The organism is Flavobacterium sp., assembly GCF_046293665.1.
GTDB lineage: Bacteria > Bacteroidota > Bacteroidia > Flavobacteriales > Flavobacteriaceae > Flavobacterium.
In genome coordinates this window covers 49,451-61,057 of sequence record NZ_JBKBOL010000008.1, presented here as the reverse complement: position 1 = coordinate 61,057, position 11,607 = coordinate 49,451, and the positions used below count along the sequence as shown (strand labels likewise).

Annotated in this window: 11 protein-coding genes; 10 read left to right on the top strand and 1 reads right to left on the bottom strand. The window is 36.7% G+C overall.

Features of this window, described 5'->3' with window-relative positions; genetic code table 11:
• The first annotated feature begins 9 nt into the window (after nucleotides 1-9).
• The 9 genes from kduI to ACK4R1_RS11585 are packed head-to-tail and all read left to right on the top strand — an operon-like array spanning nucleotide 10 to nucleotide 8,750.
• Nucleotides 10-846 carry a 5-dehydro-4-deoxy-D-glucuronate isomerase gene (gene kduI, locus ACK4R1_RS11625; protein ID WP_409687024.1) on the top strand — a complete coding sequence of 279 codons (837 nt, stop codon included), beginning with the start codon at nucleotides 10-12 and terminating at the stop codon, nucleotides 844-846.
• A gap of 3 nt (nucleotides 847-849) precedes the next feature.
• Nucleotides 850-1,635 (top strand): gluconate 5-dehydrogenase, encoded by a 786-nt coding sequence (locus tag ACK4R1_RS11620; RefSeq protein ID WP_409687021.1) that lies wholly within the window; start codon nucleotides 850-852, stop codon nucleotides 1,633-1,635.
• A gap of 12 nt (nucleotides 1,636-1,647) precedes the next feature.
• A complete protein-coding gene (uxaC, locus tag ACK4R1_RS11615) occupies nucleotides 1,648-3,048 on the top strand; it encodes a glucuronate isomerase (RefSeq protein WP_409687018.1) in 1,401 nt (466 codons plus the stop codon).
• Between the two features lie 3 nt (nucleotides 3,049-3,051).
• Complete coding sequence (locus tag ACK4R1_RS11610; protein ID WP_409687015.1) at nucleotides 3,052-3,390, top strand: cupin domain-containing protein; 339 nt, start codon at nucleotides 3,052-3,054, stop codon at nucleotides 3,388-3,390.
• 12 nt (nucleotides 3,391-3,402) lie between these two features.
• A complete protein-coding gene (locus ACK4R1_RS11605) occupies nucleotides 3,403-4,425 on the top strand; it encodes a PfkB family carbohydrate kinase (RefSeq protein WP_409687011.1) in 1,023 nt (340 codons plus the stop codon).
• Between the two features lie 40 nt (nucleotides 4,426-4,465).
• The gene (locus tag ACK4R1_RS11600) at nucleotides 4,466-4,981 is read left to right on the top strand and encodes a LacI family DNA-binding transcriptional regulator (RefSeq protein ID WP_409687008.1); all 516 of its coding nucleotides are present in this window, start codon (nucleotides 4,466-4,468) and stop codon (nucleotides 4,979-4,981) included.
• Between the two features lie 2 nt (nucleotides 4,982-4,983).
• The gene (locus tag ACK4R1_RS11595; RefSeq protein WP_409687005.1) at nucleotides 4,984-5,658 is read left to right on the top strand and encodes a bifunctional 4-hydroxy-2-oxoglutarate aldolase/2-dehydro-3-deoxy-phosphogluconate aldolase; all 675 of its coding nucleotides are present in this window, start codon (nucleotides 4,984-4,986) and stop codon (nucleotides 5,656-5,658) included.
• Between the two features lie 21 nt (nucleotides 5,659-5,679).
• The gene (locus tag ACK4R1_RS11590; protein ID WP_409687002.1) at nucleotides 5,680-7,128 is read left to right on the top strand and encodes a tagaturonate reductase; all 1,449 of its coding nucleotides are present in this window, start codon (nucleotides 5,680-5,682) and stop codon (nucleotides 7,126-7,128) included.
• A gap of 11 nt (nucleotides 7,129-7,139) precedes the next feature.
• Complete coding sequence (locus tag ACK4R1_RS11585) at nucleotides 7,140-8,750, top strand: UxaA family hydrolase (protein ID WP_409686999.1); 1,611 nt, start codon at nucleotides 7,140-7,142, stop codon at nucleotides 8,748-8,750.
• Nucleotides 8,751-8,811: 61 nt separating this feature from the next.
• On the opposite strand, the gene ACK4R1_RS11580 is transcribed toward ACK4R1_RS11585, so the two are convergent.
• Nucleotides 8,812-9,840 carry a LacI family DNA-binding transcriptional regulator gene (locus ACK4R1_RS11580; RefSeq protein ID WP_409686996.1) on the bottom strand — a complete coding sequence of 343 codons (1,029 nt, stop codon included), beginning with the start codon at nucleotides 9,838-9,840 and terminating at the stop codon, nucleotides 8,812-8,814.
• 318 nt (nucleotides 9,841-10,158) lie between these two features.
• Between ACK4R1_RS11580 and ACK4R1_RS11575 the strand changes: the two genes are divergently transcribed.
• Nucleotides 10,159-11,583 carry a glycoside hydrolase family 28 protein gene (locus ACK4R1_RS11575; RefSeq protein WP_409686994.1) on the top strand — a complete coding sequence of 475 codons (1,425 nt, stop codon included), beginning with the start codon at nucleotides 10,159-10,161 and terminating at the stop codon, nucleotides 11,581-11,583.
• Nucleotides 11,584-11,607 lie beyond the last annotated feature (24 nt).

Sequence of the window (11,607 nt, the reverse complement as noted above, 5' to 3'; positions counted from 1 at the left end):
ATTAAACGAATGACAAATTTTGATTTCAGATATGCATCCAATCCAAAAGATGCCAATAAATATGATACAACCGAATTAAGAGCCCAATTTCTAATTGAAAAGCTTTTTGTAGCCAATGAAATAAATCTAACTTATTCCATGTATGATCGATACATTGTCGGAGGAATTATGCCGGTTGGTCAAGCTTTAAAATTGGAAACGATTCCGTATTTAAAATCTGAAAATTTTCTTGACAGAAGAGAATTAGGCATTATCAACGTTGGCGGAAAAGGAACGGTTACTGTTGACGGAGAAGTATTTGTTTTAGAAAAAAAAGAAGCGCTTTATGTAGGTAAAGATTGTAAAGATGTTGTTTTTGCTTCAGTTGATGGTGAACAACCTTTGTTCTATATCAATTCGGCTCCGGCGCATCACAAATTCCCAAACAAAAAAGTAAACAAAGAAAACGCAGAAATAGTTCATTTGGGCGAAGAGAAATTCGCCAACAAAAGAATCATCAATAAACTGATAGTAAACAGTGTTGTTCAAACTTGTCAATTACAAATGGGTTTAACCGAGTTATTGCCCGGCAATATTTGGAACACCATGCCGTCACACACTCACAACCGACGCATGGAAGCCTATTTTTATTTCGATTTGGAAGACGGCCAAACTATCAGTCATTTTATGGGCGAACCCCAAAACACAAGGCATATTTTTATGCAAAACCACCAAGCCGTTCTATCTCCTGAATGGTCAATTCATTCGGGAGCCGGAACGTCTAATTACTCCTTTATTTGGGGAATGGCAGGCGAAAATTTAGATTACGGTGATATGGATATCGTAGCGCCAAATGAATTAAGATAGATTATGAAACTATTCGATTTAACCAATAAAAATGTACTAATTACCGGTGGAACGCACGGTTTAGGAATGGCTATTGCTGAAGCTTTAGCCGATGCCGGAGCACAATTAATCATTACCGGAACAACACCTTCTAAAATGGAGGAAGCGATTGCGTATTATCAATCCAAAGGCTATAAAGCGTCAGGTTATTTATTCGATGTGACTAATGAAGTCGATGCTGCGAAATACATCGATATCATTTCAAAAGAAATTGGAGAAATCCATATTCTGGTCAATAATGCCGGAATTATAAAAAGAGAGTTAGCCATCACCATGCCGGTGGCCGATTTCAGAAAAGTAATTGATGTCGATTTGGTCGGGCCATTTATCATGTCACAATTGGTAGCCAAACAGATGATCGAACGCAAAGAAGGAAAGATTATCAATATTTGTTCTATGATGAGCGAATTGGGAAGAAACAGCGTTTCTGCTTATGCCGCGGCCAAAGGCGGACTAAAAATGCTAACCAAAAACCTAGCGACCGAATGGGCAAAACACAACATTCAAGTCAACGGAATTGGACCGGGTTATTTTGCCACAAGCCAAACAGAGCCGATTCGTGTCGACGGACATCCGTTCAATGATTTTATTATCAACAGAACGCCTGCCGCACGATGGGGAAATCCGGAAGATTTAGCCGGCGCAGCCATTTTCTTGGCTTCCAAAGCGAGTGATTTTGTAAACGGACAAATTATTTATGTCGATGGCGGCATTTTAGCCACTATCGGAAAACCATACAATGAAGAATAAAAAGAGTTTAAAATGAGCACCAAATTCATACACGATAATTTTTTGTTAGAAAATAAATACGCTGAAGAATTGTACCACAACTATTCTAAAAATCAGCCTATTATTGATTATCACAATCATTTGTCACCACAACACATTGCCGAAAATACCATTTTTGATAACATCACCAAAGTCTGGATTAACGGCGATCATTACAAGTGGCGTGCAATGAGAACTTTAGGCGTAAACGAACAATTTATCACCGGAAACGGTTCTGATAAAGACAAGTTTATGAATTGGGGAAAAACCGTTCCTTATACCATCCGAAATCCTTTGTACCATTGGACGCATCTAGAATTGGCGCGTTATTTTGACATCTACGATTTACTCAACGAAAAGTCAGCAGAGAAAATCTATTTGGAAGCTTCAGAGAAAGTGAATTCTCCAGCGTATAGTACCCAAAATTTACTCCGAAAAGTCAAAGCCGAATTCGTCTGTACCACTGAAGATCCAATCGATAATTTACAGTATCACCAACAATTAGCACAAAGCGATTTCGAAGTAAAAGTCAGCACGGCTTTCAGACCGGATAAAGCTATTTTAATTTCGAATGAAGGTTATAATGCTTACCTTGATACTTTAGGAGAAGTGGCCGGAATATCGATTAATTCTTATGCCGATTTATGTTCGGCCTTAAGAAACAGAATCGACTATTTCGATCAAAACGGTTGTAAACTCTGTGACCACGGTTTAGACCAAATTTATTTCGAAAGTTTCACCGAAAGCGAAGTCAATTCGATATTCAAAAAGAAAAGAGAAAACAAAGAGCTTACAAAAGAAGAAACCTTAAAATTCCAAAGCGCGATTTTGTTGTTCTTATCCGAAACTTATCATGAATTCGGTTGGGTACAACAATTTCACTTAGGTGCGCTGCGAAATAACAATGCGCGCATGCACCGAATTTTAGGTCCGGATACCGGTTGGGATTCCATCGGAGATTATCCGCAAGCACAAAAATTATCAGGTTTTTTAAACGCTTTAGACAGCAAAGACAAATTGACCAAAACCATCATTTACAATTTAAATCCGGCTGATAATGAGGTAATGGCGACGATGATTGGTAACTTTAATGACGGAAGCGTAAAAGGAAAAGTACAATTTGGTTCAGGCTGGTGGTTTTTAGACCAAAAAGACGGGATGACCAAACAATTGAATGCCTTATCCAATATGAGCTTAATCAGCTGTTTCATCGGAATGTTAACTGATTCGAGAAGCTTTTTATCGTTCCCAAGACATGAATATTTCAGAAGAATTTTGTGTAATCTTTTAGGCGATGAAATCCAAAGAGGTGAATTGCCAAATGATATGGAATGGATAGGAAAAATGGTAGCCGACATCAGTTACAACAATGCCAAAGAATATTTTAAATTTTAAGTGATGTCAGATAGTGCTGTCTTTTTCGAGAATGAAACAACCCATTGGGAAGTCGTTGAAGATAAAATTCAAAGACAAATTGGGGGTTTTGATGATTCGATTATGATGGTCAACGTACGATTTGAAAAAGGAGGAATCGGTGCTTTACACCATCACCATCATGCTCAAGTGACTCATATTTCCGAAGGCAGATTTGAAGTGATTATCGGAAACGAGATCAGAGTATTAAAAAAAGGGGATTCTTTTTACATACCTTCAGATGTTATGCATGGCGTAGTTTGTTTAGAGGAAGGTATGTTGATTGATGTCTTTAGTCCAATGCGAGAAGATTTTATAAAATAATAGTTTAAACGAATGAATAAAGTAGTCACTTTCGGTGAAATCATGTTGCGACTTTCAACAGAAAGGCATTTGCGATTCGGACAATCACAACGGTTCAATGCTACTTATGGTGGTGGCGAATTCAATGTGGCGGTTTCACTGGCAAATTATGGTGTCGCAGCCGAATTTGTAACACGTTTACCCGATAATGAAATCGGACAATGCGCTTTAAAAGAAATCCGAAAAATGAATGTCGATTCCCAAAATGTGATTTTTGGTGGCGATAGATTAGGAATATATTTTCTCGAAACCGGTGCAGGTAATCGTGGAAGTAATGTGGTTTACGACCGTGCCAATAGCGCCATTGCAACTATCGAAAAAGGCGCATTCAACTGGGAAAAAATTTTCGAGGGCAAAACTTGGTTTCATTGGAGCGGTATTACAGCCGCTATTTCTGAAAACGCTGCAGCCGAATGTTTGATTGCGATTCAAACTGCGCATCGTTTAGGATTGACCATTTCATGCGATTTGAATTACCGTTCTAAATTATGGAAATACGGCAAGCAACCCAAAGAAGTGATGCCCGAAATGTTGCAATATTGCAACGTCATTTTAGGTGATATCGATACGGCTTATTTCATGTTAGGTTTAGAAAAAGTCGATCCCGATTATACTAACGAAGCGTTGTTACACGATTACTATTCCAAATTATTGAATCATTGTCCCGATTTAAAAATCGCAGCAACAACTTTAAGATATTCCGTTAGCGCTTCACATCAAAGAATCGGTGGCATTTTATTCGATGGCAATAAAATTTACAAAGCCGTTGTAAAAGAAGTAACACCAGTTGTTGATAGAGTAGGAACAGGCGATGCTTTCATGGGCGGATTGGTTTATAGTTTGATTGTAACCCCAAATGATTTGCAACGAACCGTCGATTTTGCCGTTGCCGCTTGTTGTTTAAAACACACCATCGTGGGCGACTATAATTTGGCCACTTTAGAAGAAATTGAAAACATTGTAAACGGAGACGCATCAGGAAAAGTTTCCAGATAAAAAGTACTGATTTTTAAAGCAAGCAAAGTAGTTAATAGTTATGATGACCTTAAAAAAAATATCACATGTTACTGGTTTTTCAGTGTCTACGGTCTCGAAGGCATTGAATGACAAGGATGATATTAATGTCGCCACCAAAAAAATTATCCAAGAGTTTGCCAACCAAAATAATTACGTGCCCAATAAAAATGCTATCGCCTTAAGAAAAAGTAAATCGAATATTGTGGCGGTTATTCTACCACAAGTGAATGACAGTTTTTATAGCGATGCACTTTACAATATGCAGAAAATGGCTTCTAAATCGGGCTACAGAATAATGCTTTTTCAATCTTTTGAAAACAAATCAAAAGAAATAGAATATTTAGATGAAGTCAATGATGGTAGTATCGATGCAGCCATGGTACTTTCCATCAATGAAAATGAAATTAAACAGTCTTACAATAAAACCAATACGATTCCAATTGAGTACATGCAAATTTTGAAAAGCCAATCTTATGACGTTTTAAAAGAAAATTGCATTGCAAACTTTGGAAATTTATTAAAACAAATCAAATAAGCATGGCAAAATATTCACGAATAGAAGTCGCAAACGTAATGGCAGCTACCGGCATGGTGCCGTTGTTCTATCATTCGGATGCTGAATTGGGGAAAAAAGTTTTGAAAGCTTGTTACGACGGTGGCGCTCGGTTAATGGAGTTTACCAGTCGTGGCGATTTTGCTTTTGAAATCTTTGGCGAACTGAATAAATATGCTTTGGCCGAATTACCGGGAATGATACTCGGAGTGGGTTCAATAACCGATGCAGCTGCGGCTTCACTTTATATGCAATTAGGTGCCAATTTTATAGTAACACCGGTTTTAAGAGAAGACATTGCCATCGTTTGTAACCGAAGAAAAGTATTGTGGTCGCCGGGTTGTGCGTCACTGACTGAAATCGCTCGCGCCGAAGAATTAGGCTGTGAAATCGTTAAACTATTTCCCGGAGATGTTTACGGACCGCAATTCGTGAAAGGGATAAAAGCACCTTGTCCGTGGACGAGCATTATGCCAACGGGTGGTGTTTCTACTGATGAAGCAAATCTAAAAGGGTGGTTTAATGCCGGCGTGACTTGTGTCGGAATCGGTTCTCAATTGATTTCCAATGACATAATCAACAATAAAGATTTCGCAGGATTGGAAGCTAAAGTGAAAGCCACATTGGCCACCATTCAAAAAATCCGTTCAAATCAATAAAAACCTTTATCCAATACTAAAATGGAAAAATTAAATAGAAAAAGTCAAGGATTAGAAACAAAACTTCCAATCAAAGTAGTACAATTTGGAGAGGGTAATTTTTTAAGAGCTTTCGTTGATTATGCTTTTCAAAAGCTAAATAAAGAGCTTGACTTCAAAGCCGGAGTCGCCATGGTTCAACCGCTTGAAAACGGCATGGTGAATTTGATTAATGAGCAAGACGGATTGTATACTTTGTTTCTAAACGGAATCAAAAAGGGTGAGAAAATTCAAGATATCGAATTGATTACCAATGTCGTTGCCGGAATTAATCCGTATAAAGAATACGACGATTATTTGGCATTAGCTAAAGAAGAAGAACTCCAATTCATCATTTCCAATACAACCGAAGCCGGAATCGAATACATCGAAACTGATACACCTGAAATGCGTCCGCCAGTTGCATTTCCTGCACGATTAACGGTTTTATTACACGAAAGATTTAAACATTTTAACGGCGACTCAGCCAGAGGATTAACGATAATTCCTTGCGAATTAATCAACCACAATGCCGATACGTTAAAAGAAATTATAGTAAAATACGCCACGCAATGGAATTTAGGCGATGCTTTCAAAACATGGTTATTAGAAGCTTGTACTTTCCATAACACTTTGGTAGACAGAATTGTTCCGGGTTATCCGAGAAATGAAATCGAAGAATACAACAGCAAGTTGAATTACCAAGATAATTTAATCGTTACAGCCGAACCATTTTTCCTTTGGGTAATAGAAGGCGATGACGCTTTAAGAGCTAAATTGCCTTTCCACAAAACCAATTTGAATGTGAAAATTGTGGATGATATGCAACCGTTCAGAACGTTGAAAGTTCGAATTTTAAATGGTGCGCATACGGCAATGGTTCCGTTTTCTTTGTTATTCGGAAATGAAACCGTAAAGCAAACCGTAGATGGCGATTTTACAGGAAAATTTGTCAACAGCATCATCAACGAAATTAATGGTACGTTGCAAATGGACAAAAACGAAATTTTGGCTTATTCAGAAGAAGTAATGGATCGTTTTAAAAATCCGTTTATCAAGCATTTATTGTCGGATATCGCTTTGAATTCTATCTCGAAATTCAAAGTACGTGTGTTACCAAGTTTGATTCAATATTATAATGATCATCAACAATTGCCAACTAACTTAACGTTCTCATTAGCTTGTCTGATTCAATTTTACAAAGGCGTTTGGAACGGAAAAGCATTGCCAATAAAAGACACGCCGGAATTGGTAGAACAATTCAATACGGCTTGGGAATTATCCAATTTAGAAGCGGTTGTAAAAGCAGTTTTATCAAATGAAGAATTTTGGGGAGAAGATTTAACCAAAGTCAATGGCTTAAGCGAAGACATCGTTTTTGCCTTGTCAGAAATTGAAGCAAATGGTTTGGAAAAAGGCTATTTGAATTTCAATAAACAATACCAATCTTAAAGCAGCAAATCATGCAAAAGAAATTAATAAAAGTAAATCCGGCAGACAACGTAATTGTAGCTTTAACCGATTTGGAACAAGGCGAACCAATTCCGTTTGAAGGCAATATAGTAACGCCAACAACGGCAGTTAAAGCAAAGCACAAGGTAGCCGAATTCGATTTGAAAGAAGGCGACAGTATATTTATGTATGGCGTACTGATTGGAAAAGCGACTAAGTTTATCCAAAAAGGCGAGGTATTAACAACTTTAAATGTTAGACACCAAAGCGAAAAAGTGACTCATAAAACTGATACACTTTCTTGGACAGCACCAAATGTTGAAAAATGGAAGGACAAAACTTTTATGGGTTATCACAGAGAAGATGGTCAAGTTGGGACAGAGAATGTTTGGTTGTTCTTTCCACTGGTTTTTTGTGAAAACAAGAATATCGAAAAACTAAAAGAAGTTTTCGAAAAAGAATTGATGCCCAAAAAAGAAGATGATTATCAAATCCTACTTCGGTCGTTAATTGGAAATGATGAACCTGAAGAAAAACCAAAATCAGACGGCCGACCGGAATTGAATAATATTCAAGTTAAGTTTATTACTCATGCCGGCGGTTGTGGCGGAATTCGTCAAGATTCTGAGGTTTTGGCCAAACTTTTAGCAGGTTATGTAAACAATCCAAATGTAGCCGGAGCGACAGTTTTGAGTTTAGGTTGTCAAAATTTGCAAATCGATATCTTCAAAAAAATATTAAAAGAAATCAATCCTAGTTTCAATAAAGAAATCCTAATCTACGAACAACAACAAATGGGAACCGTAGACAATATGCTAAAAACCATCATTAAGGATTCATACGCGGCAATTGTTAAAGCAAATGCCATTCAAAGAAAACCGGCACCTTTATCTGAATTGGTTATTGGTTTAGAATGTGGCGGATCGGATGGATTTTCCGGAATTTCTGCCAATCCTGCTTTAGGTGTGGTTTCGGATACGCTTGTAGCTTTGGGCGGAAAAACCATTTTAGCCGAATTCCCGGAGCTTTGCGGTGTAGAACAAGAACTAATGAACCGCTGTGTTGATGAAGAAAAAGCCAATAAGTTTTTATCGTTAATGAAAGCTTTTGAAAAATCAGTTGTCGATGCCGGTTCCGGGTTTGATATGAATCCATCACCGGGAAATATCAAAGACGGCTTGATTACTGATGCTATGAAATCGGCCGGAGCTTCCAAAAAAGGTGGTGCTTCTCCGGTAGTTGACGTTTTGGATTATGGAGAATATGTAACACAATCAGGTTTGAACTTGTTGAATACGCCCGGAAATGATGCAGAATGTACCACAGGATTAGTAGGTTCCGGAGCGACAATGGTTTTATTTACCACAGGATTAGGAACGCCAATGGGCAATCCTATTGCACCAGTCGTGAAAATTTCATCCAATACTCATTTGGCCCAAAAAATGAGTGACATTATTGATGTTGATGCAGGAGAAGTAATCAGCGGAAGTAAATCTATTCAAGAAGTAGCCGATGATATTATTGATTATATTATTGAAGTTGCCAGCGGTCGCACTACTACAAAAGCTGATTTGTTAAATCAAGATGATTTTATTCCTTGGAAAAGAGGCGTTTCGTTATAAATTATTAAAGTAGTTATAAAAAAAAAGGAGCTAATTCAAAATTAAGCTCCTTTTTTTGCGTTTAGTTAGCGTGTCTACTCGACGATTTCCTGGTATGTAACTCCGGCACTAGAATTACTTTTTTCTCTATTCTTAAGTTATCCGTATTGTTGATTTGTTCTAAAAAAACTTTGGCGGTCATTTTTCCCATTTCCAAAGGAGATTGATCCACCGATGAGATAGACAGTTCCATGAATTTGGTAAAAGGTTCGTTACCAAAACCTACGACACAAAAATCTTGTGGAATTTTCACCCCTTGTTCTTTCAGTTCTTGAATAGCGCCTAATCCGGCAAAATCACTTGAAGAAAAGATGGCGTCAGGTGGTGTTGGTAAACTTAAAAGTGTTTTTGCTGCAGCAATTCCGGCATCAACGCTACTTTTGGTTCTCAAAACATAGTCTTCATTGAATTTCATCCCATGATCTAATAAAGCTTGTTTGTATCCTTTGAAACGGTTTTGGTAAATTTCTAAAGATTGGTCTCCGGAAAGATGGGCAATTCTTTTGCATCCTTCGTTAATCAAATGTTTGGTGGCTGCATATCCACCTTCGTAATCATTAATTGTAACCGAACTGATACCGTTAACATTCATCTTTCTATCAAAAAAGATGATGGGTTTGTTTTTATTCAGTACGCGTTTGATTACATTTTCGTACTCTTTGGTTGTATTTGAAATCGATAATAAAATTCCGTCAACTTGAGCATTTAAAAGTGTATTGATGTTTTCAATTTCTCTTTTTTGATCCTCATGTGTTTGGCAGATGATGACATGATAGCCTTCAGGGTGTAATTCCTCTTCAATACCTCTAATGACGGAAGCAAAAAAATTACTGTCTATTCTTGGGACAATCACGCCAACATTATTACTTTTTCCACTTCTGAGTGCTAAAGCAAGTTTATTTTGCTTGTAGTTCATTTTGGCCGCAGTATCTTCTACAAGTTTTCGGGTTGCCAGGCTGATTTTCGGATTGTTGTTTAAAGCCCTAGAAACAGTAGCCGCAGAGATATTAAGTTCTTTGGCTATGTCATAAATTGTTGATTTTTCAACCATCGTAAGTATCTGTGTTTATTGGAGTAAATGTAACAAAATTATTTTACAACATTAATTTTGTGTTATCGATTGCATAAGTTTTTTTTAATGAATCTATTTTTTTTGACCTAAGTGGTTATAGATTAATAGTTCAACTAAAACTTACTATATTTATCATTAGTACAATTAATAGTGTATTTTTTTACGGTAAATGTTTTTTTATGGATATTTTTTTGGTAAAATGAAAATTAATATTTACGTTTGTGTAATCGATTGCATAAATTAATTTTTTTAAGCTACTTACGCCATTTTAAAAGCCCAATTTTAATAAAATAACTAATGTTAAAATACAATTTTCTTAAAGTAAAAATAGTATCCTTATTCCTTTTTGGAGTTATCAGTTCTTGTGCAACTAAGGCTCAAATGTCTGAAGGATTAAAACCAAATTGGGATAACATGCAAAAAATTATTGATCAAGTAAAAGAGCCTGTTTTTCCAAATAAAACTTTTTCGATTGCAGATTTTGGGGCAGTGTCTGATGGAAAGTTTGATAACACACAAGTATTCAAAAAAGCCATTCAAGCTTGTTCTCAAAATGGAGGTGGTATGGTATTGGTTCCAGCCGGTAAGTATTTTACTGGACCCATCCATTTGGAAAGTAATTTAAATTTGCATCTTGAGGAAGGTGCTGAGATTTTGTTTAGCACAAATCCAAAGGATTTTCCCATTGTTCATACTTCTTTTGAAGGAACAGAATTAATGAATTATTCCCCGTTAATATATGCATACCAAAAAAGTAATGTAGCCGTTACTGGTAAAGGAGTTTTGAATGGTCAAGCCAAAAATGAAAATTGGTGGTCATGGTGCGGAAAAGATGTTTACGGTTGGAAAAAAGGAGATCCGGTCCAAAATGTTAAGCGATTGATGGATATGGGAGAACAAGGAGTAGCGGTTGAGGATAGAGTGTTTGGGGAAGGTTATTATTTGCGACCAAATTTCATAGAGTTTTTTGATTGTAAAAATGTAATGCTCAAAGGAGTGAAAATTGTTGATGCGCCTTTCTGGATTATTCATCCAATAAAAGCGACCAATGTTATTATAGACGGTGTTTTTATTCAAAGTCACGGACCAAATAATGATGGATGTGATCCGGAATATTCCAAAAATGTAATTATCCGTAATTGTAGTTTCAATACGGGAGATGACTGTATTGCTATAAAATCTGGTCGGGATAATGACGGAAGAAGAGTTGGAATTGCCAGTGAAAATATAGTTGTTCAAAATTGTAAAATGTTTGACGGTCACGGTGGTGTAACTATGGGAAGTGAAATATCATCAGGTGTTAAGAATGTCTATGTTGAAAATTGTGAAATGGACAGTCCGGAATTAGACCGAGCCATCAGAATTAAAACAAATACTAGAAGAGGCGGAACTACTGAAAATGTATTCGTGAGAAATTTAACTATAGGGCAAGTTAAAGAATCTGTGCTTGGAATAGATATGTTTTATTCTTTTCACGGCAATCAAACCGGAAACTTTATTCCGCAGGTTAAAAACATTTACATAGAAAATGTTACAGTAAAAAATGGTGGTAAGTATGGTATTTTAGCTAAAGGGCTTAAAGAATCTCCTATCAAAAATATTGTTTTTAAAAATGTAACCATAGACAAAGTAGAGACTAAATATTCTCTTCAGAATGTTGAAAACCTTCAGTTCTTTAACACAAAGATGAACGGAGCTCAAATAGAAACCCCAACCAATTAATGTTTCAAGTAACTAATCAAAAAT